This is a genomic window from Christensenellaceae bacterium 44-20, assembly GCA_041223705.1.
Classification (GTDB): Bacteria; Bacillota; Clostridia; order Christensenellales; family Christensenellaceae; genus QANA01.
Window position 1 is genome coordinate 100,933 of the sequence record JBCLQU010000001.1, and the last position, 25,705, is coordinate 126,637.

Sequence of the window (25,705 nt, forward strand, 5' to 3'; positions counted from 1 at the left end):
GAGATGCGCGTGGCCTCACGCGCATTTTTTGCTTTTGGGACGGATTTTTAGATGGGAAAGATGAAAAAAATGGAGTTACTGGCCCCGGCAGGGGATATGCAGTCTGCCAAAGCGGCCTTTTCGGCCGGGGCGGATGCCTGCTATCTTGGCGGGGGCTTCAGCGCCCGGGCATACGCGGCGAATTTTAAAAAAGAAGAGATATTGGAGCTGATTGAGTATGCGCATTTGCGCGGCAAGCGGGTGCACGCGGCCATCAATATCATGCTCAAGCAGAGCGAAGTGAGCCGGGCACTGGAAGAGGCGGCTTTCCTCTATGAGGCGGGAGTGGACGCCATTATCGCCTCGGATTTGGGGTTTATTGCGCAGGCGCACCGGCTCTTCCCTGGTCTGCCCATCCATGCCAGCACGCAGATGGGCGTGCAGGATGCGGCCGGGGCGCGGCTTGCGGCAGAGCTGGGATGCAGCCGGGTGGTGGCCGCCAGAGAGACGACGCTGGAAGGACTGCGGCAAATGGCGCAGACGGGCATTCCGGTTGAGGCGTTTTGCCATGGGGCGCTCTGCTCGAGCGTTTCCGGGGCGTGCCTGCTCTCGGGCATGGCCGGCGGACGCAGCGGGAACAGGGGAAGATGCGCACAGCCCTGCCGGCAGAGCTATGATCTGCTGGGAGAACAGGCGTATCATTTGAGCACCAAGGATCTCTGCGCGGTCGGCCTGCTGGGCGCGCTCAAAGATGCGGGAGTCTGCTCGCTCAAAATCGAAGGGCGGATGAAGCGGCCGGAGTACGTCGCCATCGTCACGCATACCTATCGCCAGGCGCTGGATGCCCTGGAAAATGGGAGGAAATTCGATTTGCAGGCGGCGATGGAAGAACTGCGCAGAATTTACAACCGCGGCGGCTTTTGCACGGGCTATTTGGAGGGCAGCCGGGATGTTACCTATTTACAGCGGCCAGGGCATTTGGGCACTGCGCTGGGCAGGATTGGGCAGGTCAAAGCCAAGAAGGCCATTCTATCTACGCAGGAGCAGATCCAGAAGGGCGATGGGCTGGAATTCCGCGCCGGGAGCCGATCGCACGGCGGGCTGGCGCTTCCCTATGCCGACCGCATTGCGGGCGGATACCGCATTGCCGTCAGCCCGGAGGCTCGGGACGGGGATATGGCTTATCGCACCACGGATGCACAGCAGATGCGGCGGGCACAGGAGCTGATGGAAAGGGAGATTGCCTGGCCCATGCAGGCGCTGCTGACTGCGGCGCCGGGACAGCCGGCGCGCCTGCGGCTTTTCTGCCAGGGGCAGGAATGCGAGGTGGCCGCACCCGAGGTTTGCCAGGAGGCGCAAAGGCCGCTGGATCGGGAGCGCATTGCCGCGCAGATAGGCAAAACCGGCGGGACGGTGTTCCGGCTGGAGCACACCCGGATGCAGATAGAGGGCAACCCTTTTCTTCCTGCATCCGCTCTCAATGAGCTGCGCCGCCGGGCGATTGACGAGATGGAGCAGAAGCTTTTGCGAAAAGCCAGGCTCTACCCGGCGCGCCCGGCAGAGGAGCGTGCAAAGGGAGTGCGGGCTGGCGAGGCTGTGCAGGTTGGCGGGCTTTATTTGGCCGCACAGGTGCAGACGGCGGAGCAGGCGCAGGCGGCGCTGGAGGCCGGGGCGGATCGTGTCTATCTGCGGTGTTCCTGCGATGAAAAACAGTTTGAAAAGGCGCAGGAGATGGGGATTGCCGTCTATCTGGCCTTGCCCGCCTATCTGGATGACGCTGAGAGCGCTGCGGCAGAGGGGCTGCTGCGCAAATACGATTGCTTTTGCGGGATATTAGCGGGCAATCTGGCCGGGATTGCCCTGGCGCGTAAATTGGGGATGCCCTTTGCCGCAGATTTTCCGCTGAATGTTGCCTCCGGCGAGGCGGCAGAATGCCTGAAAAAGCTGGGCGCGGCAGAGATTGCCGTGAGTGCAGAGCTCAATTTGAGTGAGATTGCGCAGATACAGGGTGTGAAAAAAGAGGTCGTTGCCTTTGGGCGCATCCCAGTGATGTATCTGAGGCACTGCCCGCTCAAAAAACAGGGCAAATGCGGCACATGCGGCAAGGCACAACTGCGGGACGGCAAGGGATATGAATTCCCCTTGGTGCGCGGCGGAGTGAGCAGCTGCCTGCTTCAGGTTTTGGCCAGTGTTCCCATGGCCATGGAGGATTTGGGCGCGCTCAGGCAGGCGGGGGCGGCGGGAATTCGGCTGTGCTTTTGGCAGGAGACGCCGGAGCAGGCGGCGCAGGTGATTTCAGCCTATCAAAAAGCGCAAAAGACTGGCGCTTTGGTGGGTTTTTCTGGTATGATAAAAGGTAAAGTAAATAAAGGACATTTACAGCGAGGGATCGAATAGATGGATGACAGAGTGCTCAAGATTTTGGGCTACGATAAGATAAAAGAGATGCTGGCGGACTGCGCAGTTTCCGAGCGGGGCGCGGCCGCGGCAAGGGCGCTTTTGCCGGCGACAGATCGGCAGGAGGCCGAGCGGCTGATGGCGCAGACCAGGGAGGCAGAGAGCATCAGCATTTCCAACGCCGCCCACCCCATGATGGGATTTGACGATTTGACCGGGGAGCTGACGCGCCTCAAAGCCGGAGCGGGGCTTTCCTGCGCCGAGCTGCTGCGGGTTTCCCGGCTGATGAAGGCGGCCAAGCGGGCAAAAAAAGGGATTACAAAAGACGAGAACGGCCAGCTTCGGCTTCTGCCCGAGCTGGCGGAGCAGCTGTTTTACGACGATATGCTCATCCGGCGCATTGACGACGCGATTTTGAGCGAGGAGGAGATCGCAGATCAGGCATCTCCGGCTCTGCGGGATATTCGGCGCAGGCAGAGAAACGAAAATGCGTTCGTGCGCGAGAAGCTCAACGCGATCATCCGCAGCAAAGAGCACGCGGCGCATTTGCAGGACGCGATTATCACCATGCGGAACGGGCGGTATGTTGTGCCCGTCAAGCAGGAATACCGCGGCAATGTCCCGGGGCTGATTCACGGGCAGTCTGCCAGCGGCGCGACGCTGTTTATCGAACCCATGAGCATTGTGGAGGCAAACAACCGCCTGCGGGTTCTGGAAGAAGAGGAGAGGCAGGAGATCGAGCGGATTTTGCTGGAGCTATCAGCTCTGGCCGGGGCCTATACCTATGAGATGCAGGCGGATCTGGATATTTTGACATATCTGGATTTGGTGTTTGCCAAGGCGGCGCTGGCCATCCGGATGCGGGCCATGCCCGTCGCCTTTAACGGGGATGATACCATCGATATCCGCTCTGGCCGGCACCCGCTGATCGATGCAAAGGAAGTGATTCCGGTTTCTGTCTCGGTTTCGGATGAGCACAGGACGCTGATCATCACCGGCCCGAATACCGGCGGCAAGACGGTTACGCTCAAGATGGTCGGCCTATTTTCGGCCATGGCGCAGAGCGGGCTGTTCCTGCCCGCGCTGGAGGGCAGCAGCCTGCCGCTCTTTGAGAAGATTTTTGCAGATATCGGCGATGAACAGAGCATCGAGCAGTCGCTCTCGACGTTCAGCTCGCACATGCGCAACATCATCTATATTCTGCGCAAGGCTGGGGCGCACTGCCTGGTGCTCATCGACGAGATGGGCGCGGGGACGGACCCGGAGGAAGGAACGGCGCTGGCGCTGGCTATTTTGGATGAGCTCAATGGCCGAGGCTGCAAGCTGCTGACGACCACGCATTACAGCGAGATCAAGGCTTACGCGATGAACGCAGAGGGCTTTGAAAACGCCAGCATGGAGTTTGACGCACAGTCTCTGCGGCCGACTTACCGGCTGATCATGGGCGTTGCGGGCTCGAGCAACGCATTTCTCATTTCCAAGCGGCTGGGGCTCAAGACGCCCATCATTGAGAAGGCAAAGGGTTTTATGCGCCAGGAGCGCCTGGAATTCGACAGCCTCATTTTGCAGGCAGAGCGCACGCGAAAGCAGGCAGAGCGGGAGCTGGAGCGGGCCAGGCAGATGCAGGAACACGCCAAAGAGGTGGACGCCCGGGCCAAGAAGCTGGAAAAAGAGCTGGCGGATAAGCGCAAGAGCGCCATAGAGCGCGCAAACAAGGATGCGCTGGAGATCGTCAAAAAGGCGCAGGAGGAGACCGAGCAGCTCATCAAAGAGGCGCGCAAGCTGCGGGGCCAGAGCGAGAGCCAGGCGACCAAAACGACGGAGAAAGTGCGCAGAGAGATCTCTGCAAAAAAAGAGGTGCTCAAAAAGAAGGCTGAGCCGGGACGCCGCCCGGCTATGCCCGCCAACCCGGCCAAGCTTTCGGTTGGGCAGACCGTGCATATCTACAGCCTGGATGTGGACGCGACGGTCTCCAGCCTGCCGGATGCCAAGGGCATGGTGGGCGTGCAGGCGGGGATCATGAGCATGAACGTGCATCTTTCGGATTTGGAGCTGCGCGCAGAGACGGGCAAGAAAAAAGGGGTGCGCACCAGCCGCGTCTCTTTATCGCATAAGAGCGTTCCGCTCTCCATCAACCTGCATGGGTACACCGTGGAAGAGGCGATTTTGGAGGTGGACCGCTATCTGGATGATGCGTTCCTGGCCGGGCTCAGCGAGGTTTCCATCATTCACGGCAAGGGAACCGGCGCACTGCGCAGCGGCGTTCAGAATTTCCTGCGGCGGCACCCGCACGCGGCGGAATTCCGGCTGGGGAAATTTGGCGAAGGAGAAGACGGAGTTACGATTGTTACATTAAAATGACGCAGTTGGAAGTTATTTCAGCTTGACGTTACACTCTGTTCATAAATGGAGGCTATAATGAGGATAGCGGCGAGCGCATGCCTGGCAGGAAAGGCATGCCGGTATGACGGCAGGGCAAAGCCCAGCGCAGAGATTGCGGGGCGCATGGCAGAGGGCGAGGAGATTTTGCTGATCTGCCCCGAATGCCTGGGCGGGCTGGCGGTTCCAAGGGAGCCATCTGAGCTGACCGGGACGGGCAAAGCAGTGCTGGAAGGGCAGGCCCGGGCGGTTGGCCGGGACGGCGAAGACCGCACAGCGCAGTTTCTGGCGGGGGCGCGGGTGGCGCTGGCGCAGCTAAAAGATGCAGGGGTTGAGACAGTCTATCTGAAAAGCAAAAGCCCATCCTGCGGGGTTGGCAGGATTTACGACGGCACCTTTACGGGAACGCTTACTGCGGGAAACGGCGTGGCGGCAGAGCTGTTTTTGCAAAACGGGATAGAAGTTATCTGCATAGACGAATGAAAAAGGGGAAAAGGAAATGGCCAAGAACAGGATTTTGGTAATCGACGACGACGAAAATATCAGCAAGGTGATCCGTCTCTATCTGGAAAAAGAGGGGATGGAGGCGCTGCTGGCATCCAACGGCAGGGCAGGGCTGGAGGTTTTCTCGAGGGAGAGCCCGGATCTGGTGCTGCTAGATATCATGATGCCCGAGATGGATGGGATTGAGGTGATCAAAAACATCCGCAAAGAGAGCGCCGTTCCCGTTATCATGCTGACGGCGAAGGGAGATACCTTCGATAAGGTTCTGGCGCTGGAGCTGGGCGCAGACGACTATATCGTCAAGCCTTTTGAGCCAAAGGAGCTCATCGCCCGCATCAAGGCGGTCATCCGCAGAAGCGAGAATGCGCCCGAGCAGGAGGACACGATTCGCTACGAGAATATCGAGATCTCTCTCTCCAAATATACCGTAACGTATTGCGGCAAAAAGCTGGAACTGCCGCCCAAAGAGCTGGAACTGCTCTATTTCCTGGCTTCCCACCCCAACAAGGTTTTTACGCGGGAGCAGCTCCTGCAGAAAGTTTGGGAGTTCGATTTCTACGGGGATTCCAGAACTGTCGATGTGCACATCAAGCGGCTGCGGGAAAAGCTCGGAGAGCAGCCTTCCTGGCAGATTAAGACGGTTTGGGGCGTTGGATATAAATTCGAGGTGCAATGATGTTCCGCACGCGGACGATTTTTGCCAGAGTGGCCTGGCTATGCACTCTGGTTTCGGCCTTGGGGCTGATACTGGCCAATACGCTGTTTGTCATCCGCATGAAGGAGAACGGCATTGAGCAGGCCACCCAGGAGCTGGGCGGATGCGCGGAGAACATCAGTGATGTTTTCCAGGAGAACTATACGGCTGGCGATACAGGCGAAGCGCTGTTTGGCGAGCTGTATAAAATGGCGGAATATGAGAAATACGTCATCTGGATCGCGGATTCCTATGGCAATATCATTTTCCGGCTGACGGGAGATGAGCAATCCGGGGAATATGAGTCGTATTTTGCCAGAGGCATGGCAGTGCTGGCAGACTCGCTTTCCCAGGGGAAGATGAGCTATACCGTGCAGGACGGGCAGGGGCTTTTTGCCGAACCGATTGTAACGCTGGGCAGCCCGATTCTCGTCTCGGGGCAGCGGGTTGGGACGGTCTATCTGCATACGCGGCTGGCCGATACCGCCAGCGCCATGCGGATTTTGCTCATGCAGACGCTCATTGCCTTTGCAGTTTGCTTTGCCGTGGCGGCGCTGGGCTCCCTGCTCCTTTCAAAACGGGTGCTGCGGCCGCTCTATGATATCAACCTCGCGGCCAAGGCTCTGGCCAAGGGAGATTTCTCCCAGCGCATTGAGCAGCGGGAAAAAGGGGAGATTGGCCAGCTGGTCGAGACGTTCAACATGATGTCGGCCGAGCTGGAAAAATATGAGAACACGCGCCAGAGCTTCGTGGCAAACGTCTCCCACGAGCTCAAAAGCCCGATGACCTCCATTCAGGGGTTTGTCCAGGGGATGCTGGACGGGACGATCGAGGGAGAGGACCAAAAGCAGTACCTGGAGATCGTATTATCCGAGACCAAAAGGCTCAATATACTCATAGGCGATCTGCTGGATTTGGCAAAGATCGATTCGGCGCAGTTCCCCATGCATATGACGCGCTGGGATCTCTCGGAAATGCTGCGCCGCTCGCTCATCCGGTTTATCGGGAAGATTGAGGAGAAGAACCTGGAGCTGGCCGTCAATATTCCGGAAGAGCAGCTGATGGTTTTGGCCGATCAGGATCGCATTGCCCAGGTGGTAACCAACCTGCTGGACAATGCTGTGAAATTCTGCGAAATGCACGGGACTTTGAAACTCTGGGTTTACTGCGCAGATGGAAAAGTGCACGTCAATATTTCCAACACCGGGGAGATCATCCCGGAGCAGGATTTGCCCTTTGTTTTCGATCGGTTCTTCAAAGTGGACAAATCGCACAACAGAAAATCGCCGGGGACGGGGCTTGGGCTTTCCATCGTCAAGAAAATTCTGCTCCAGCATGGGCAGGATATTTGGGTCAATTCGAAGCCCGGCATGGGGACGGTTTTCACCTTTACGCTTGAGCAGGCGGCGGAAGAAAAGAAAGCATAGTTTTATCAGCAATGATTCATATCAATAGGAGGAACACGACATGAACGACGAATGGAACCAGCCTGGCTTTTCCGCATCGGACGAGGAGAAGAAGAGCGAGGCGCCCGAGCGTTTTTCGGGGCAGGAGCAGCCGGAGCGCACAGAGCAGGAGCAGGCGCCCAGCTGGGGCAAGCCCAGCGAGCCGCAGCTTTGGCAAAATGCGCAGAGCGAGCAGAGCCAGCCGTTTGTGCCCCAGCCGCCGCGCAGAGCTTACGACAGCGGGCCGCGGTATGGCGGGGGATACCAGAACTATAATGCGCCCAGAGCCGGGCAGCCCAATCATGCGAGAAAAAAGAAGAGCAAGGCAGGGCTGATTATCGGGATTACCGCGGGGGCCATCTGCGCCATCCTGGTTGGGGCGGTGATTATGGGAGCGTTCCTCTATCCTATTTTTAGAGACTATCAGCAAACGCCTGGGCCCAGCGCCGGCATCACGCCGACGCCTTCCGCTTCCCAGGGCAGCGGCCCGGTTGGCGGCGGCGATACGGATGCCAGCATTGGCGGAACGGCGCCTACGATAACAGACCAGATCAACCCGATTCCGGAAATTGCGGAAACTGCGCTTAAGAGCGTCGTGGGCGTAACGACCATGCAAAGCCAGGGCGGGCAGCTTCAGCCCTCTGCCCGGGGCACGGGATTCGTCATCTCCTCCTCGGGATATATCGTAACCAACTATCATGTCATCAAAGACGGCGAGCAGTTTGTGGTTACGGATCACGACGGCAATGAATATGCCGGGACGCTGATCGGCGGGGACAAGAACCTGGATATTGCCGTGCTCAAAATCGATGCGGAGCTGCCGGCGGTTGCCATTGGCGATTCGGACGCTACCCGCGTGGGTGAGCAGGTGATCGCCATTGGGGATCCCTCGGGCGCCGGGCAGAACCTGACAGGCACGGTTACGGTGGGGTATGTCAGCGCGGTCAACCGCGAGCTGATGTTCAACAACATCCGCCAGAAATTCATTCAGACGGATGCGGCGGTCAACCCGGGCAACAGCGGCGGCCCGCTCTTCAACACCAAGGGAGAGGTGATTGGCGTTGTAACGCTCAAGAGCCTGGTCTCTTCGGCCAATTCCGGCGTCAGCACGGAGGGCATCGGCTTCGCGATTCCCATCAACAATGCCATCGACGCGGCGCAGCAGATCATCTCTTCGGGCAGCGTACAGCGCCCGGGCATCGGGATTCGGTACAGCGAAGTTACCCAGGCCACAGCAGAGGCGAACAACCTCGTGCCCGGCAACATGATCGCGACGTTTATGAACGGCAGCACGGCCCAGCAGGCCGGCCTTCAGGTGGGCGATATCATCATCCGCTGCGAGGGGCAGGATGTGACCAAAGTGAATATGTCGGATTTGGTGAACGCCAAGAAGGTGGGAGAGAGCATTGAGGTTACCGTCTGGAGAGACGGGCAGGAGATGGATTTTACAATTCCCATCGGAGACGTCAACCAGATGACGGAAGAATAGCAAAAAAGCAGCGGAATATCCGCTGCTTTTTTTATGGAGTTTTGTGTGCTAGATTGCATCCCGCATCTTTTGCAGGCTGGATTTTAAGATGCGGGAAACCTGCACCTGGGAGACACCGATGAGCGCGGCGATTTGGCTTTGGGTTTTATCCCCGAAATAGCGCAGCATGATGACCTGGCGCTCCCTGGGAGAAAACTGCGCGAGCAGCTGGCGGATCAGAAGGCGGTTGATGGTATGCTCGTCTTCCGAGACGCTGAGCGTATCCAGCAGTGTGGCATCTGAATCCTGGCAGAGGGGTTCATCGATGGAAAGGGGAGCGCGGGAGGCATCCGTGCACTCGATGAGATCTTCTTCTGTCATGCCGGCGGCTTTAGCCAGCTCGGCCGTGGTGGGCTCCCGGCCAAGCTCTTTTTTGAGCTGCTCGGCCGCGCGGTAGGCCTTGGCGGCATTCTCGCGCAAAACCCGGCTGACCTTAACCGGGCCGTCGTCCCGCAGAAAGCGCTTGATCTCGCCCGAGATGAGCGGCACGGCGTAAGTCGAAAAGCGCACCTCAAAAGAGGCGTCGTAATGCAAAATTGCCTTTAAAAGCCCGAGGCTTCCAAGCTGAAAGAGATCTTCATATTCCGTCCCACGGCCGAGATAGCCCTTGACGATGCTTTTGACCAGCGGGATATTTTTCTCGATCAGCTCTTCCTTGGCCTGCTCATCGCCGTTTTGCGCGGCGGAAATGAGCTGCAGTGTTTGTTCGTGGGAGAGAAGCGCGCTCATTTTCCGATTTTCTTAAAAAGCATCACTTTTGTCCCCTGGCCGGGCTGGGAAGCGACCTGCATCTCGTCCATAAAAGTCTGCATGACGGTGAAGCCCATGCCGCTGCGCTCCTCGCCCTGGCAAGTGGTATAGAAAGGCTGAAGCGCCTCCTCCAGGTTTTCGATGCCTTTGCCGCTATCCTCGATTTCAAAGCGCACGAAGCGCTCGCCCAGCTCGCCGCGCAGGACGACCTCCCCGCCTTTTTCCTGATAGGCATGGACGATGGCGTTGGTAACAGCTTCCGAGATTGCGGTTTTGATATCTGCGATTTCTTCCAGCGTGGGATCCAGCTGAGAGGCGAAAGCGGCTGCGCAGATGCGCGCGAAGCCCTCGTTTGCAGAGATTCCAGGAAACCGCAGTTCCATCTTATTGTTCACGTTTCTTTCCCCCGTTAAATTTTTTTGATAATGCGATACAGCCCAGAAAGGCGAAAAACCTTGTCGATTTGCTGATTTAGCCCCTGCACGGCCAGCTCGCCGCCGCTGTTTTTGAGCAGCTTATAGCGCCCGATGATCAGCCCGATTCCAGAGCTATCCATCAGAGTAACATCCCCAAAATCCAGAACGAGCCGCAGGCCTTTGCCGCCGGATTTGATGAGCGTATCCAGCTTTTCCTTCAGGGGAGCGGCGCTATGATGATCGAGCTCTCCCGAAAGGCGCACAATTTTTTGCGTCATAAAAATTCCTCCTAAGCATCCTAACCAAAATAATTCTCTTTTTGGGCAAATAACCCTTGGAAGAAAAAACACTGCTTTTGGCGAAAAATGAAATTGCGATTTCCATAAAAAACCGCTGGTAAATTTTCGCTTTATGGGGATGATAACACGGGAGGTGCGTATGAGCAAAACAAAAGAAAAAAAGAGGCCGGGAAGGGCATGGCGCATCTTTAAAATTTGCATACTCTCGCTTTTAGTATTGACAATTTCTGCCATAATATTCATGGCTTCGTATTTGATGGGCATTGAGGAGTGGCAGCAGTTTGAGCCGAGCCAGATTAAGGACAGCATGCAGATCTCTCTGCGCATCTATGATAAAAACGGCGAGGAATATCTGACGCTGGCCGGAGAGCAGGACAGGCGCTATATTGGCATCGATCAGATCCCGGTCCATGTGCGCAACGCGTTTATCGCCATCGAGGATGCGCGGTTTTATGAGCATGGCGGGATCGATTTCGTGCGCATTGGCGGCGCACTCATCGAAGATATGAAGAGCGGGAGCATCCGCCAGGGCGCCAGCACCATCTCCCAGCAGCTCATCAAGCTTTCGCAGCTGCGGCCGGATCAGACAGTGCGCCGCAAGCTGGCGGAGATCATGATGGCGTTTAAGCTGGAAAAAGAGTATTCAAAAGATGAGATTTTGGAGCTCTATCTCAACGAGGCGTATTTTGGCCGGGGCGCTTATGGAATTGAAAATGCTGCCCGTTTTTATTTCGGGAAATCCGCCAGCGAGCTGAGCATTGCGGAAGGCGCGCTGCTGGCCGGCGTTCTCAAATCTCCCACCAATTATGCGCCGCATATCCACCCGGAAAAGGCGCTGGAGCGGCGCAATCTGGTACTAAACCAGATGCTGAAAAATGAGCTTTTGACGGAGGAACAGGCGGCACAGGCCCAGGCCGAGCCGCTTGTTCTGGCGGAAAAAGAGGAGAGCGAATATCTCTATGGCTACTACACGGACATGGTTCTCGCAGACGCCTGCGAAGCTCTGGGCATCGGATATACCGAGCTGATGACAGGCGGTTATGAGATTTACACCAATCTGGATCCCGATTTGCAGCAGTATCTGGAGCAGACGGCCAAAGACACCTCGCTTTTTCCGCAAAACGCGGCGGACGGCTCCAGCTGTGAATGTGCGATGGTCGTGCTTTCGGTGGATTCGGGAAAAATTCTGGCACTGCTGGGCGGCAGGGAGCATACCACGCGCCTGGCGTTTAACCGCGCTACCAGTATGCGCCGCCAGCCGGGCTCGGCCATCAAGCCAATTCTGGTCTATGCGCCGGCGCTGGAATACCTGGGCTATGATACGACGAGCACGCTCATGGATGAACCCACGGATTTCTCCGGCTATACGCCCAGAAACTCCGGGGACAACTACCGGGGATGGGTAAGCCTGCGGGACTGCGTCGCGTACTCGATCAATATCCCGGCGGTCAAGCTCTTGCAGGAGGTGGGCGTCGGCCGGGCAAAGAGCTATGCCAGCGCCGTGGGCATTCCATTCGACGAGAGGGACGACAGCCTTTCTTTGGCGCTGGGCGGGTTTACCACTGGCGTCAGCCCGCTGGAGCTGGCGGCGGCATATCAGCCCTTTGCTTCAGGGGGCTATTACGCCGCGCCGGCCTCGATCAGCAAAATTTTGGACCGCGATCAGAATGTAGTATACCAGGCAAGGGAGGAGAAAAACGCCGTGCTCTCTTCCCAGAGCGCATATCTGATGAGCTCCATGCTGGAATCAACTGTGCAGTACGGGACGGCGCACAGCGCGCTTTCCGAGCTGGAGATGGAGCTTTCGGCCAAGACGGGCACCAGCACCTACGACGATGCCAGCAACAATAAGGACGCTTGGGTTGTGGCGTATAACAGCGAATACATCGTCTGCTGCTGGATGGGCTTTGACAAGACGGACTCTGCGCACTCGCTGCCCAAAGGAGTAACGGGCGGAACATATCCGGCGCGCTTTGCCGCAAAAATTTTCTCCCACCTCTATGAGGAGGCGGAAGCGCCCACGATGCAAAAGCCATCGGGCATAGAGCGAGTGCTGCTAAATAAGAGGCAGCTGGAGAAGAACAACGTCATGCTGGCCAGCAAGAGCGAGAAGGCGGATAATATCGCTGTGGAATACTTCAGAAAGGGGAGAATCCCGGCCAAGGCGGCGGTCATGCCAGAGGATTTCCGGGTTGCGCAGGGGGAAAAGGGGTATCCCGTCATCACGTTTACGGCGGATCGGAGCTACCGATATGTTTTGGAGCGCAAAGCGCCTGGGCCGGGAGAATTCGAGAAAGTTGCCGTGCTTCGGGGCGGGAGCACGAAAACCGACCGGACGGCACAGAAGGGCCAGGCCTATATTTACCGGCTGACTCCGGCAAACTATTATGCCGAGGAGGATTATTCCAGTATCTATGCCTATTCGCCGGACAGCGGAGCGGGGCAGGGATAGCAGGGGCTGGCCCAAAGCAATCAAAAAGCCCTGCACCATTTTGATGCAAGGCTTTTTGGCAGAGGAGCGGCTTTACGGCTCCACCAGAATCGTCTCGGTTTTGGAGAGGGCGTCTGCGATGAGCGCTTCTTCCTCCAGAAGCTTTTCCGAAAGCTCGATTTTGCGCAGGTTCGGCCGGGTAACCGGGTGCTTGGGCACGAACACCGTACAGCAATCCTCATAGGGGAGGATGGAGGTTTCAAACGTGCCGATGGTGCGGGCGCGCTCGATGATCTCATCCTTATCCATGCCGATGAGCGGCCGGAAGACCGGAAGATCGACAGCGCTGTTGGTTACATGCAGGCTGGCGATGGTCTGGCTGGCGACCTGCCCGATGCTCTCGCCCGTGACGATGGCCTGGCACTGGTTTTCCAGAGCGACGCGCTCGGCGATTTTCATCATATAGCGGCGCATGAGGATGGTCAGCTGTTCTTCCGGGCATTTTTCATAGATCGCCATCTGAATTTCCGTGAAATGCACGATATGTAGCCGGATGGGGCCGGTATATTGCGCCAAAAGCTTGGCCAGCGTCAAAACCTTTTCTTTGGCGCGCTCGCTGGTATAAGGGAAGCTGTGGTAGTGCACGGCTTCCAGATAAACGCCGCGGCTGGCCACCATATATCCGGCCACGGGGCTATCGATGCCGCCCGAGAGCAGCAGCATCGCCTTGCCGCTGGAGCCCAGCGGCATGCCGCCTTTGCCGGGCAGGATGCTGGTATAGACATAGGCCTGCTCGCGCATCTCGACGTAGACCGTCAGCTGTGGGTTTTTCACATCTACACTAAGGCCCGGGACATGCTCCAAAATATAGCCGCCGACCTCCGCCGCAACTTCCATAGAGCTTAAGGGATAGCGCTTATCCGAGCGCTTGCCCTTCACTTTAAAGCTGGTGGAGGAAAGGCCCAGCCGCGCCATCTCGGCCTGGGCCAGATCTGCCGCCTTTTGGCAGACAGCGCTCAGATCTTTCTCCATCTCGTAGGCCGGGCTGACGGAGTGCACGCCAAACACCTTGCACAGCGCATCCATCGCCGCAGGAATCTGGCTTTGCTCGATATGGCGCACATAAAACCGGCCGTCGCCTTTTTTGACGCTGCCGCCAAAACGGCGCACCGCCGCACTCATGCTATCCTTGAGCATCTTTTCAAAACGGGGGCGGTTCTGGCCCTTGAGGTGGATCTCTCCATAACGCACTAAAATAATTGGTATCATCGCTTATCTCCTGACAAAGCCTTGGTATTTTGCTAAAATTTCGCGGATGGCCGCGGCAGTCTGCTCCATCTGCTGGGCGGTATTTTCCGGGCAGAGGCTCAGGCGCAGGGCGCACTGGGAGACGTCTTTTGGGATGCCCAGTGCTTTATGAATGCGCGAATAGCCGATTTTTTTGGAGGAGCAGGCCGAGCCCGTGGCGACATAGATCTCCTTTTGCTCCAGCAGATGCAGCAGCACTTCGCCGCGCATGCCGGGGAACGAGAGATTGAGAATATGCGGCGCGCAGTGCTCAGGCGTGATGCAGACAGTGCCTGGAATCTGCATCAGGCTCTGGCGCAGCTGCGCCTGCAAAGCGCGCATATGGGCGATTTTTTCCGCGTGCCCGTCTAGATATTCCCGGGCAGCCTGGGCAAAGGCCAGGATGCCGAAGGTATTTTCCGTGCCGCTTCTCAGCGCGCCCTCCTGCCCGCCGCCCAGAAGATAGGCCTTGAGCGGGGCGCCCTTTCGGTAGAACAGCGCGCCCGTCCCCTTGAGGCCATGGATCTTATGGGCGCTGGCGGTGTAGTAGTCCACCTGGCTGGCGGCCATATCGAAGGGAACTTTCAAAAAGCCCTGAACGCCGTCTGAATGGAACACTGCCTCGGGGTTTTTCTGCTTGACTGCCGCAGAAAGCGCCGCAATATCGTTGATGGAGCCGGTTTCGTTGTTCACGTGCATGATGCTCACCAGCGCCGTCTCCGGGCAGACCAGCGCCGCGAGCTGCTCCGGGTGAACCGAGCCGTCTGGGCCGGGGGTTAGAAAATCCACACGGTGCCCCTCTTTTTTGAGCTCGGCAAACGCCTCGTAGACGCAGGGGTGCTCATAGGCGGTGGTGATGAAATGCAGTTTTTTGCCGCCCTGCCTGCGCCATCCCTTGAAAATGACGGTGTTGGCGCCCTCCGTGCCGCAGGAGTTGAAGAGCGCACCGTCTGCGCGCAAAACGCCGCAGAGGAAATCCCGGGCCTGGCGCAGATCCCGCTCGGCGCTGACCGCCGGGGGATACATGGCCGAAGGGTTGAACCACTCAGTTTCGATATGCCGCTCAAAAAGAGCCGCAAGGCTGGGCGAGGGTTTGGTCGTCGCCGCGTTATCCAGATAGATCATGCTATGCCTTTCCAACAAAGATCCGATTGCCGGTAAAAAATTGTTTTCTCTATATAAACTGCACTTATTTTACCACGCGGCGCCGGGATTGTCGAATAATACCTGATGAAAAAACAGATACTATCAGAAAAACAGGAGGGTTTTGCGATGAAAGAGTATCAAAACATCCCCGCAGATGACTTGGGCGCGAAAAACAGCCCACAGGAGCGGGAGATGCGCAATCAAATTTTAACGGAAAAGGACGTGCGTCATGAACATTAAGAAAAAACAGGAAATAGGCAACTACAACGAGTACGTCAAAGAGACCATGCCAAAATCCCATACGTTTTCCAGCTGTATCAAGGCGTTTTTGGTGGGCGGGCTGATCTGCGTCATCGGCCAGGGCGTTTCGGATATCGGAAAGAATCTGCTGAAACTGGATGAGAAGGGGACGGCAGCGTTTACCTGCATCGTGCTCATCTTTTTTGGAGCGCTTCTAACCGGCCTTGGCATTTACGATGTCATCGGGAAATTTGCCGGAGCGGGTAGCATCGTCCCGATCACGGGCTTTGCAAACTCCATGGTATCCCCGGCGCTGGAGTATAAGCGGGAGGGATATGTCCTGGGCGTTGGGGCAAAGCTGTTTACCATTGCCGGGCCTGTGCTGGTTTACGGCATCTCGACTTCTGTGCTCGTCGGGCTGATCTACTTTATTTTGAACGCGCTGGGCGTCATTCAGTTATAGGAGGCAAAGATGGGCAAAAGAGTTGGAACGTATACCGTGCAGTTTGACCACCCCGTGCTCATTCGGGGCAGAGGCAGCGCCGTGGGCCAGGAAGAGGGAAAAGGGCCGCTGGGCGGCTATTTCGACCAGATCGCGCAGGATGCGATGTGGGGCCAGGATTCCTTTGAAAAGGCGGAGAAGAGATTTTTCATGGAGGCGGCCAAGAAGGCTGTGGAATCTGCGGGGCTGGGCCTGAAAGATATTCACTATATGCTGGGCGGAGACTTGCTCAACCAGATCATCTCTGCCGGCTATTCGGCCAGAGATCTGGATATCCCGTTTTTGGGGCTTTACGGCGCATGCTCTTCCATGGCGGAATCGCTTTGCATTGGCAGCATGCTCATTGACGGCGGCTTTGCGCAAAATATTCTCTGTGCGACCAGCAGCCATTTCGCCACGGCAGAGCGGCAGTTCCGCTATCCGCTGGAGCTGGGCACGCCCAAGCCGCCCACCGGCCAGGATACGGTTACGGGAGCGGGCGCGACGGTGATCTCGGCCGAGCAGGGCGATCTGGAGGTTAAATCTGTAACCGTGGGCCGAGTGGTGGATTTTGGCATCAAGGACGCCAACAACATGGGGGCGGCCATGGCGCCTGCCGCCGTGCAGACGATTCTCTCCAATCTGGAGGATTTGAATGTCGATCCCGGCTACTACGACGCCATTATCACGGGAGATCTCGGCATTTTTGGCTCGGATATTCTGCTGGATCTGGCGGGCAGAAACAATGTGGATCTCTCGGGCGTGCACAAAGACTGCGGCAAGATGATCTTCGAGGGCATGGATAAAAACTGCGGCGCCAGCGGATGCGGATGCGGCGCCAGCGTGCTCAACGCATATTTCTTCAAAAAGATGCTGGACGGAGATTTGCAGAGGATTCTGTTCGTCGCCACGGGCGCGCTGCTTTCTCCCACCAGCGTACAGCAGGGGGAGAGCATCCCCAGCATCGCGCATGCAGTGCATATCGAAAGGAGAGCAGGCAAATGATGGATTATATTAATGCGTTCTGGGTTGGCGGGCTGATTTGCGTCATCGGGCAGCTTCTGATGTCTCTGACCAACATGACGCCGGCGCGGATTTTGGTAACCTTCGTTACGGCAGGGTGCATTTTGACGGCGCTTGGGGTGTATAAGCCCATTGTGGAATATGCCGGAGCCGGGGCGACTGTGCCGCTGACGGGCTTTGGCTATTCGCTGGCCAACGGCGTCATCGAGCAGGTGGCGGAAAAGGGCGCCATCGGCATCTTCACAGGCGGCGTCATGGCTACGGCAGGCGGCATTGCGGCGGCGGTCGTCTTTGGCTTCCTGGTTTCGGTCATCTTCAACCCGAAGGTCAAAAAATAAGCGCAGCCGCAAAGAAAAACAGCATCTGCAAAAAGATGCTGTTTTTTTGATGGGATGTTTGGCGAATTTCAAAGGTGAAAAAGATTTTCCAAAGTAGCATATGCCGGCCGCGCGAATTTGTGATACACTAGTTCATGCAGGAGGAAGAAAACATGGTAGCGGAAATATTATGCGTTGGAACCGAGCTGCTGCTCGGGGATATTGTGAATACAAATGCGGCATATCTGGCCAGGCAGCTGGCGGACCTTGGCATCGATCTCTATACACAGTCTGTGGTGGGCGACAACCCGGAGCGGCTGAAGGAGAGCCTGGCCATCGCGTTTTCCCGGGCGGATCTGGTGCTCATGACAGGCGGCCTTGGGCCGACCTACGACGATCTGACAAAAGAGACGGTGGCGGCATATTTCGGGCGGAACATGCGGCGGGACGAGCACTCCTATCAGCGGCTGATGGAGTATTTTGCCAAAGCGGGAAAAGAGCCCACGCCCAACAACCTCAAGCAGGCGGATATGCCTGAGGGCGCGGTCGTCTTCGATAACGACAACGGGACGGCCCCTGGCCTTGCCGTGGAGGGAGATGGCAAAATCGCCGTGCTCATGCCCGGGCCGCCCTATGAGATGACGGCCATGTTTGAGGCGCGCATCCGGCCCTATCTGCAAAAGTTTTCCGAGAAAGTGCTGGTTTCCCGGACGATCCGCATCGTCGGCATGGGGGAGAGCGAGGTGGAATACCGGCTGCGGGATTATATGCTCAGCCATCTGAACCCGACTGTCGCGCCATATGCCAAGCAATCCGAAGTGCAGCTTCGGGTAACGGCTTCGGCCAAGACGCAGGAGCAGGCCTATGCGCTCATCGAGCCGGTCGTGGCGGAAATTCAGGAAATGCTGGGCGATGTGGTCTATGGTGTGGATGTGGAAAACATGGAGCAGGCGGTGGTGCAGCAGCTAAAGGAGAAGGGGCTCAAAGTCGCCACGGCGGAGAGCTGCACAGGCGGGCTGATTTCCAAGCGGATTACCGAAATTCCCGGCGCAAGCGATGTCTTTGAATGCGGGGTTTGCTCGTATGCGAACCGCATCAAGCACGAGCTTTTGGGCGTTTCCCAGCGGACGCTGGAGCAGTTCGGCGCGGTTTCCGAGCAGACGGCGCGGGAGATGGCCGAGGGCATCCGGCGGCTTTCCGGGGCGGATATCGGCGTTTCGGTTACGGGCATTGCCGGGCCGGGCGGCGGGACGCCGGAAAAGCCGGTGGGGCTTGTCTATCTGGGCGTCAGCTCGGAGGGCTATTCCAAGGTTGTGCGGTATCTTTCGGGCTCTAGGAAGGCCGGAAGCAGAGAGCATATCCGCTATATCGCCTCTCAGCAGGCGCTGAAGCTGGTGCTGGAAGCGATTCGGGAAAATCAAAAGAAATAGCAAAAAAACGGGGTGAGCATTCACCCCGCTTTTTATACATGCGGCAGGGGCATTTGCCCATCAGGAGATTGGCAAAAACTGCTTCCCTGCCAAAAGATTAGACGAAAGCCGCCGCCTATCCGGGCGGGGCTTCTTTTTGTGTTGATATCCGGTGCGCATCAGGGCTTTTCCTTGCCCGGGCCGCCTCCGCCAAAGGCGCCGCCCATGTTTTTCATCATCTGCTCCATGCCGCCATTTTGGCTCATATTTTTCACCATATTCATCATCTGCCCCATTCCGCTGAGATCCGGCCCGCCAAACATCGGGAGCAGGGAAAACATGCTCTCCGGGCGTTTAGGGTCGATGCGGGAGAGCTTTTTCTGCATCTGCAAAACCCGCTCCAGCTGGGAGAAGTTCTTAGCGGACGCGGGATTATGCTTTTTGAACACGTCCAGCATGCCAAGCATGCGGTCCTGAGCGGTGAGATAGCGCTTTTTCATGCTAAAGCCGCCCAGATTGGGGCGGGAGCTGTGATAGGCCAGCTCTTTGGCCGCCTGCTCATAGCCCAGGATATCGGCAATGGCATTGCGGTCGTGCGGCGCGGCATAGGGATAGAGATCGCGCAGCAGGCTCAGCATCTGCGGCTGGGAGAGCTCATTTACCATCGCCATGGAAAGCAGCGACTGCAGAGAGCCGGAAAGGGCAGGGGGAGGCGCCGCCTCCTTTGGCTTTTGCGGCGCAGGCATCTGAACGGCGCTGCGCTCGGGCATTTTTCGATTCCAGTATTCCATGTAACAAACCTCCTCGCTCTTCCTATTATCCTATTCCGAAAAAGCACAGATGTGCACAAAAAACCGCGGGCCGCATATATTGATAAAAAACGGAGGCATTTTTATGGCAAGAGATTTAAAAAATTTTGCAAGGCGAAAAGGGAAAAATGTCGATGAGAGAATTGCAAGGGAAATTCCGAGGGACAAACAGGAGCAGGCCCAGCAAATACAGGAGCAAATTTCCCAGTATGAAGGCAAAAGCGAGGATGAGCTGTTTTCCGCGCTGCTCTCTCAGGTGGAGCAGGGCAAGCGGGACGGCAGCTTCACGCAGGAAGGCCTGCAATCCTTTATCCAAAGCGTTTCTCCCATGCTCACGGACGGGCAGCGGCAAAAGCTGGGCGAGATAGCGAATAAAATCAGATAGCGGCTCATTTTGCCGAAACATAAAATCCGGCTTTGTTTTTCGCAGAATTTGTAAAAAAATTCGTGCACAGAGCGACATTTTCTGCTGGGCGCGGCGTGTTCTAATTTTCTCACTGGAATAATAAAATGAGGTGGGGAAATGCAATCTAGGCAAGAGCGGCAAAGGAAAATTGAACTCAACATTACGCTGCGGACCGCCATCTATCTGGCGATTACATTTTTTGGCGGTTTTTTGGTTGGGAGAGTGCGCATCGGGGAGACCATCTGGCCGTTTGGCGTGGCATACGTTCTGGCGGCATTTTTGAACCAGAGCGTGCTCAACCCGTATATGGCGCTGGGGGGCGTGCTGGCCTCTATGGCGACATATTCCCTGCATATGGCAAACGCGCCCTACTGCTTCTCGGTGGTGGGCGTTGCGGCGGCGCTGATGATCGTCGCGCAGGCCGTGAAACTGCCGGCCCGGACACCGATTGCGCTGGCGGCGGCGGGCATTTCCTACCTGGGCTGCACGCTGGCATTCAAGCTGGGGCTGATTCTGCCCATCCTCTCTTCGCTGATCGAGATGCTCATCACACTGCTGATGATCGTCGTCTTTCACACGGCTCTGCGGCTTTTTGCAGGCCGGCGGCGCAAAGTGCTTTCGGATGAGGAGATCATCAGCCTCTGCTTCCTGGGCCTGCTGGCCGTGATGGGGCTGGGAGATCTGGCGCTGTTTGGCGTATATCTGCGCGAGGTTGTGGCGGCATATGTCTCGATTTTTGCGGCGTATGTCGGCGGGGCGGCCATCGGCGCGGGCGTGGGCATGTGCTCGGCTCTGGCGTGCGTCATCGTTGGGACAAACCCACTCAACATTGCGGCATATGGCATCTCTGCGCTTGCGGCCGGGGCCTGCCGCAAAATGAAGCGAGCGGGCGTCTGCTTGAGCTTTCTGGTTACCCAGGCGTTTTTTGTCTTCTATATCTGCTATGGAGAGCTGCGCAATGTCTCGGTTGTGGGCATGGTGATTGCGGCCATCGCTTTTTTGTTTACCCCAAGAAGCTTTGTGGAAAAGCTGGAAGTTTATGTGGACGCCAATCTGTTCTGGAATAAGGAGCAGACGCTGAGAGAGGAGCGCTTTCGGGAGCTGACGGTGGGCAGGCTCAAAGAGATCTCCACGGTCTTTCAAAACTCTGCCAGAGTATTCGGCGAATCGGCCAATAAAAGCCGGGAGGAGGGAAACATTTCCTACACCATGGCGAACATCCCGGAAGAGGCCTGCGCCAACTGCATGTTTTTCAGAAGCTGCTGGGACGTGAATTTCGAGGCGACCTATGAGCTGATGCAAAAGCTCTATGCCAAATATGACAGCGGGAAGAAGCTGACCGAGCGGGATTTGGGTGCGTTCAGCAAAAAGTGCATCCGAGCGGACAAGCTCATTTCTGCCGCCACCATGACATTTGAAAAATTCAACACCAACAGCAAGTGGGAGGGCAAAATCGCCGAGAGCCGGGGCATGATTGGCGACCAGATGATCGGCGTCTCGAGGGTGATCGATTCGCTGCTGCGGGAAGTGCAGGTGGACATCGATTTCAGGGACGAGATGGAGGAGAATATCAGGCTGGCTCTGGACGAGATTGGCGTGCCTGTGCGGGAGGTTTGCGCCGAGTTTTCGGCCGGGGCGCTGAATGTGGATCTGGTAGTCAAGGGCTGCGGCGGCAGAGAGGCCTGCGAGACGAAAATCCGGCGCGCGGTTTCGGGGGCATGCGGGATGCCCATGGAAAAAGCGCGGGGGTATTCGGTCTGCGGGAAAAACTGCCGGCTGCGCTATGAGCAGGCGAAAAATTACAGCTTGCAGACGGGCGTGGCCATGATGCCAAAGGAGGGGAGCTCCATTTCGGGCGACACGCATTCCTTCGAGGCGCTCAGAGACGGGCGCTATATGATGCTGCTTTGCGACGGCATGGGGAGCGGCGAGCGCGCTGCCCGGGAAAGCCGCACGGCCGTCACCCTGATGGAGGATTTCTACCGGGCCAGCTTTGACGACAAGACGATTTTAGACGCCATCAACAAGCTGCTGATTTTGAGCAGCAGCGACGATATTTTCTCGACGATGGATCTATGCATGATCAACCTCATCGACGGGAAAGCGCGGTTTACCAAAATCGGGGCGCCGCACTCGTATATCATCGGCAGAAACGGGATTCGGAAGCTGGATGCGGGTTCGCTGCCCATCGGCATTTTGGACGACTATGAGCCGGTGGTTTACGACGTGGAGCTGGAGCACGGGGATATCATCCTGATGTTTACAGACGGCATTGCAGATTTGGAAAACGCGGACGACGGCCTGCATAAGGCGATTCGCGATGCCGCTGAGATGCGCAACGCAGACGATATTGCAAACCAGATTCTCTCCTACGCTTATGCGGCTTACGGGGCAAAGGCGGGAGACGATATGACGGTGATGGTGGCGCGGGTCATCAAAAATAAGGCAGTCCGCTGAAGCAAAGAGAGGGCGCAGTTGCAGGCGCCCTCTTTTTTATGGTAAAATATGTGATAGTTTGGATGCTTTGGCCCGATGAGGGCAAGGAGTGAGAAATCGTATGGTAAAAGAATGCATGGAGGCTCTCTCGAAGCTTTCCGGGAGCTATACATTCCGCAATGTGTTTGAGATCATGTGCGGATACGGCGAGAGGACGGCGGCAGAGCTGACGGAAAAAGACGGAACGCTGACGACTGTTACATATGAAGCATACCGCGCGCTGGCCAGAGGCGTGGGCCAGGCGCTGGAAAAGGAAATTGGGGCGAAGAACAAGTGTGTGGGCATTAAGCTGGAGAACTCGCCCGCATGGCCGGCCATGCTCTGGGGCATTTTGATGAGCGGGAACGTGCCGCTGCTGCTGGACGTTCGGGCAGAGCAGAACATCACCCAGCATCTTCTGACGGAATCCGGCGCCATCGGCATTATCACCGAGGAACAGGAGAAATACCCCGGGATGAAAATCCTGCGCCCGGCGGAGCTGCTGGAAAAGAAGGCGAAAAACAGCTATGAGCCAAAGTGGGCGGATATGGTTTGCCTCTGCACTTCGGGCACCACCGGGACTTCGAAAATTTACGCTTACGACGGCTTTGCCATGGCCAAGCAAATCGAGAACGCCAAATATTTCCTGGGGGAGAACGAGGATATCATGTATGATGCGGCGGACGGCCCGCTCAAGAACCTGGCTTTTTTGCCCATGCACCATATCTTCGGGTTTGTCGCCGTCTATCTTTGGTTTTCCTTCTTTGGAAAGACCATCGTCTATCTCTCGGATAAGAGCCCCAAAGGCATTATGGAGGCTTGCAGGAAGCATCAGGTAACGCATATCTTCAATGTTCCGCTCTTTTGGAACAACGTCGCCCAGGGCATCATGCGAAAAGTGCGCCAGGGCGGAGAGCGGCGACAGAAACAGTTTGAGACGCTCTCGAAAATCAGCCATACGATGCAGAAAAATATGAAAAAATCCGGCCGGAAGATTTTGGGGGCATCGGCCCTTAAGAGCATTCAGCAGGAGCTGATTGGCTCGGGCGTGCGCTTCCTCATCAACGGCGGCGGGCACATCGTGCCCGAGACCATGCGCATCATCAACGACATCGGATACCCGCTCTATAACGGCTTTGGCATGACGGAGGCCGGCATCACTTCGGTGGAGCTGAGCCGGGATATTGACGTGCGCCTGGAAGCCAGCGTGGGCAAGCCCTTCGAAAGCGTGGAATACAAGGTTTTGCCTATGGGCGCAGACCAGAACGCCGGCGAGCTGGTCATCCGGGGCGATTCGCTTTTCTCCGGGCGCATGATCGGGGGAAAATTCGTCCCCCGGGAGGAAGAGTGGTATCAGACGGGAGATATTGCCCGGCTGGATGAGGATGGCCGCCTCTGGATTGAGGGGCGCGTCAAAGAAGTGATCATCGGGGCCTCTGGAGAGAATGTGTATCCCGACGAAGTGGAGGGATATTTCTCCGAGCTGCCCGGCGTGGAGCAGATGGTGGTTTTGGGGCTGGACGTCGGCGAGCCATATGAGCAGATTGCCATGATCCTGAAGATGGAGGAAGGTATTTCCAGCACGGAATTTGCCGCGGCCTCCATGCGCATCGCGGAGATCAACGGCGGCCTGCCCATGTATAAGCAGGTCAAGCGGGTTCTGGTTTCGGACGCTCCCATGCCTTTGGCCAACGGCATCAAAGTGCAGCGCCAGAAGCTCAAAAAGCTGGTGGAAAACGGAAGCTGGAAATGCAGGCCTATGGATGCCGCTCTGGAGCAGATGAGCGAGGATGTGGGCACAGAGGGCGAGAACGCCAATCCGAGGTTTTTGCAGATTAAGCAGGAAGTGCGCAAAATCTTCTCGGATGTGTTGATTTTGCCGGAGGAAGAGATCGGCGAGCGGGCGCATTTTGTCATCGATTTGGGCGGAGACAGCCTCTCGGTCATCGGCGTCATCGCGCAGCTGGAAGAGAAGTACAATATCGAGATTTCGGATGAGGATTTCGCAAGGGCGGTCAACGTCTATGAAATTGCAGAGCTCATCTATAAGAACACGGCGCTCTCGGGAGAGGGCGAGGGCAGCGAGGCTGTGCGGCGCATCACCTCGTTTGCGGATATGAGCGAGGCACGGAATTTTGAGGAACACAGGGCGCAGTACCAGATGCAGGGAGCGCAGTTCATCGATCTGGAAAAGGCGGCCGGCGGCAAGAGCGTCGTCAGCTTTGCGAATGCGGATTATCTCGGCGTCTCCAAAAATTCGGATGTGGTGCGCGCGGCCAGAAAGGCAGTCAAGCGCTATGGCGTAGGCAAGGGCGGAGGCCGCAGACAGACGGGCGAATGCGATATTTACGGCAAAGTGGAGCGGCAAATTGCCCAGCGCAAGCATGTAGATGCGGCGCTTTTGCTGGCGGATGCTTTTGGCGCAAACGGCGCTGTCATCCGGCATCTGTTTGGAGAAAAGGATCTGGTGTTATGCGACGAGGCGGCTTCTGCGGCACTGCGCTGCGGCTGCCAAAGCGCCAAGGCGGAATTGCAGTTTTACCCTCATGGGGATATGCCGGCGCTGGAAACGCTTTTGCGCGCGGCGCAGGGCAAATATGAGAAAGTGCTGATCGCGGCAGAGGGCGTTTGCCTCCAAAACGGGGAGCTTTGCCCGCTGGAAGAGCTGGTGCGCCTGAAGGGGAAATACCGCTGCTGGCTGCTTTTAGACGGCTCGCACAGCGACGGTGTGCTGGGCGCATCGGGCGGCGGCATCGAGGAGCTGCTGGGCATCCCGGGGCCGGCCATCGAGATTCGAACGGGCAGTCTCTGCGGCGCATTTGGCGCCAACGGCGGCTACATTGCGGGCGATGCGGCGCTGATGGATTACCTCAGATATACGCTGCCGGAGTTTGATGCCGGCGCGCCGGATTTCGCATCGGTCGGTGCGGTGGAGAAAATTTTGGAGCTGTCTGCATCCGATCAGTCCATCGTCGAAAAGCTTCAGGAAAACATCGCGTTCTTCCAAAGCGCCGCGCAAAAGAGGGGCATAAAAATGCAGGGCAATGCAAAATCGGCTGTATTCCCCGTCGCTGTCGGCTCGACGGAGCAGGCAGAGCAGGTTTGCAAAAAGCTCCTGCAAAAGGGGTATTATGCGCCCATTGCCGCGTGGCCGGAAATGAAGCAGGGGCAGGCACAGCTTCGCTTCTTCGTCTCTGCGCTGCATACGCAGGAGCAGATGGGCGGGGCGCTGGATGCTCTGAGGGAGGCCTTGCAGGAGGCATAGACAGCGCACTGTAAAAAGAGATAGC

At 57.1% G+C, this 25,705-nt stretch carries 20 protein-coding genes; 14 read left to right on the forward strand and 6 right to left on the reverse strand.

Translation table 11 applies throughout. From position 1 onward, the window contains the following. Positions 1 to 69: 69 nt before the first annotated feature. Genes AALG83_00590 through AALG83_00615 form a run of 6 tightly spaced genes read left to right on the forward strand, consistent with a single transcriptional unit; the run spans position 70 to position 8,887 of the window. On the forward strand, positions 70 to 2,376 hold the full coding sequence (locus AALG83_00590) for a DUF3656 domain-containing protein (GenBank protein MEY8381661.1): 2,307 nt from the start codon (positions 70 to 72) through the stop codon (positions 2,374 to 2,376). Then, the gene (locus tag AALG83_00595) at positions 2,377 to 4,737 is read left to right on the forward strand and encodes an endonuclease MutS2 (GenBank protein ID MEY8381662.1); all 2,361 of its coding nucleotides are present in this window, start codon (positions 2,377 to 2,379) and stop codon (positions 4,735 to 4,737) included. Positions 4,738 to 4,794: 57 nt separating this feature from the next. Then, the gene (locus AALG83_00600) at positions 4,795 to 5,238 is read left to right on the forward strand and encodes a DUF523 domain-containing protein (protein MEY8381663.1); all 444 of its coding nucleotides are present in this window, start codon (positions 4,795 to 4,797) and stop codon (positions 5,236 to 5,238) included. 16 nt (positions 5,239 to 5,254) lie between these two features. Further along, entirely contained in the window at positions 5,255 to 5,935 is a 681-nt protein-coding gene (locus tag AALG83_00605; protein MEY8381664.1) for a response regulator transcription factor, read from the forward strand. Then, complete coding sequence (locus AALG83_00610; protein ID MEY8381665.1) at positions 5,932 to 7,380, forward strand: HAMP domain-containing sensor histidine kinase; 1,449 nt, start codon at positions 5,932 to 5,934, stop codon at positions 7,378 to 7,380. The genes AALG83_00605 and AALG83_00610 overlap by 4 nt, the downstream gene beginning before the upstream one ends. Before the next feature lie 40 nt (positions 7,381 to 7,420). Beyond that, on the forward strand, positions 7,421 to 8,887 hold the full coding sequence (locus AALG83_00615; GenBank protein MEY8381666.1) for a trypsin-like peptidase domain-containing protein: 1,467 nt from the start codon (positions 7,421 to 7,423) through the stop codon (positions 8,885 to 8,887). Between the two features lie 48 nt (positions 8,888 to 8,935). On the opposite strand, the gene AALG83_00620 is transcribed toward AALG83_00615, so the two are convergent. The 3 genes from AALG83_00620 to AALG83_00630 are packed head-to-tail and all read right to left on the reverse strand — an operon-like array spanning position 8,936 to position 10,370. Continuing rightward, on the reverse strand, positions 8,936 to 9,655 hold the full coding sequence (locus AALG83_00620; protein ID MEY8381667.1) for a SigB/SigF/SigG family RNA polymerase sigma factor: 720 nt from the start codon (positions 9,653 to 9,655) through the stop codon (positions 8,936 to 8,938). Then, positions 9,652 to 10,059, reverse strand: a complete 408-nt coding sequence (gene spoIIAB / locus AALG83_00625; protein MEY8381668.1) for an anti-sigma F factor — start codon at positions 10,057 to 10,059, stop codon at positions 9,652 to 9,654. The genes AALG83_00620 and spoIIAB overlap by 4 nt, the downstream gene beginning before the upstream one ends. A gap of 26 nt (positions 10,060 to 10,085) precedes the next feature. Next, positions 10,086 to 10,370: an anti-sigma factor antagonist gene (locus AALG83_00630; GenBank protein MEY8381669.1), complete on the reverse strand. Its 285-nt coding sequence runs from the start codon at positions 10,368 to 10,370 to the stop codon at positions 10,086 to 10,088. Between the two features lie 262 nt (positions 10,371 to 10,632). Between AALG83_00630 and AALG83_00635 the strand changes: the two genes are divergently transcribed. After that, positions 10,633 to 12,843 carry a PBP1A family penicillin-binding protein gene (locus tag AALG83_00635; GenBank protein MEY8381670.1) on the forward strand — a complete coding sequence of 737 codons (2,211 nt, stop codon included), beginning with the start codon at positions 10,633 to 10,635 and terminating at the stop codon, positions 12,841 to 12,843. 72 nt (positions 12,844 to 12,915) lie between these two features. Here AALG83_00635 and thiI read toward each other — a convergent pair whose 3' ends face one another. Beyond that, on the reverse strand, positions 12,916 to 14,091 hold the full coding sequence (gene thiI, locus AALG83_00640) for a tRNA uracil 4-sulfurtransferase ThiI (protein MEY8381671.1): 1,176 nt from the start codon (positions 14,089 to 14,091) through the stop codon (positions 12,916 to 12,918). A gap of 3 nt (positions 14,092 to 14,094) precedes the next feature. Beyond that, positions 14,095 to 15,234 carry a cysteine desulfurase family protein gene (locus AALG83_00645; protein ID MEY8381672.1) on the reverse strand — a complete coding sequence of 380 codons (1,140 nt, stop codon included), beginning with the start codon at positions 15,232 to 15,234 and terminating at the stop codon, positions 14,095 to 14,097. A 250-nt stretch (positions 15,235 to 15,484) separates the two neighbouring features. On the opposite strand from AALG83_00645, the gene spoVAC reads away from it, so the two are divergent. The 4 genes from spoVAC (at position 15,485) to AALG83_00665 (ending at position 18,746) form a co-directional block, all read left to right on the forward strand. Further along, complete coding sequence (spoVAC, locus tag AALG83_00650; protein MEY8381673.1) at positions 15,485 to 15,958, forward strand: stage V sporulation protein AC; 474 nt, start codon at positions 15,485 to 15,487, stop codon at positions 15,956 to 15,958. 9 nt (positions 15,959 to 15,967) lie between these two features. Next, positions 15,968 to 16,981, forward strand: a complete 1,014-nt coding sequence (gene spoVAD, locus AALG83_00655) for a stage V sporulation protein AD (GenBank protein MEY8381674.1) — start codon at positions 15,968 to 15,970, stop codon at positions 16,979 to 16,981. Then, positions 16,981 to 17,337 (forward strand): stage V sporulation protein AE, encoded by a 357-nt coding sequence (gene spoVAE, locus AALG83_00660; protein MEY8381675.1) that lies wholly within the window; start codon positions 16,981 to 16,983, stop codon positions 17,335 to 17,337. The genes spoVAD and spoVAE overlap by 1 nt, the downstream gene beginning before the upstream one ends. Positions 17,338 to 17,489: 152 nt before the next feature. Next, positions 17,490 to 18,746: a competence/damage-inducible protein A gene (locus AALG83_00665; GenBank protein ID MEY8381676.1), complete on the forward strand. Its 1,257-nt coding sequence runs from the start codon at positions 17,490 to 17,492 to the stop codon at positions 18,744 to 18,746. 158 nt (positions 18,747 to 18,904) lie between these two features. On the opposite strand, the gene AALG83_00670 is transcribed toward AALG83_00665, so the two are convergent. Further along, on the reverse strand, positions 18,905 to 19,516 hold the full coding sequence (locus tag AALG83_00670) for a hypothetical protein (protein ID MEY8381677.1): 612 nt from the start codon (positions 19,514 to 19,516) through the stop codon (positions 18,905 to 18,907). Between the two features lie 103 nt (positions 19,517 to 19,619). Here AALG83_00670 and AALG83_00675 point away from each other — a divergent pair, with 103 nt between their 5' ends. The 3 genes from AALG83_00675 to AALG83_00685 all read left to right on the forward strand — a co-directional run bounded on the left by AALG83_00675 (position 19,620) and on the right by AALG83_00685 (position 25,680). Continuing rightward, positions 19,620 to 19,919, forward strand: a complete 300-nt coding sequence (locus tag AALG83_00675; protein ID MEY8381678.1) for a hypothetical protein — start codon at positions 19,620 to 19,622, stop codon at positions 19,917 to 19,919. 138 nt (positions 19,920 to 20,057) lie between these two features. Next, positions 20,058 to 22,397, forward strand: a complete 2,340-nt coding sequence (gene spoIIE, locus AALG83_00680; GenBank protein MEY8381679.1) for a stage II sporulation protein E — start codon at positions 20,058 to 20,060, stop codon at positions 22,395 to 22,397. Between the two features lie 100 nt (positions 22,398 to 22,497). Next, entirely contained in the window at positions 22,498 to 25,680 is a 3,183-nt protein-coding gene (locus AALG83_00685; protein ID MEY8381680.1) for an aminotransferase class I/II-fold pyridoxal phosphate-dependent enzyme, read from the forward strand. Positions 25,681 to 25,705: the final 25 nt, after the last annotated feature.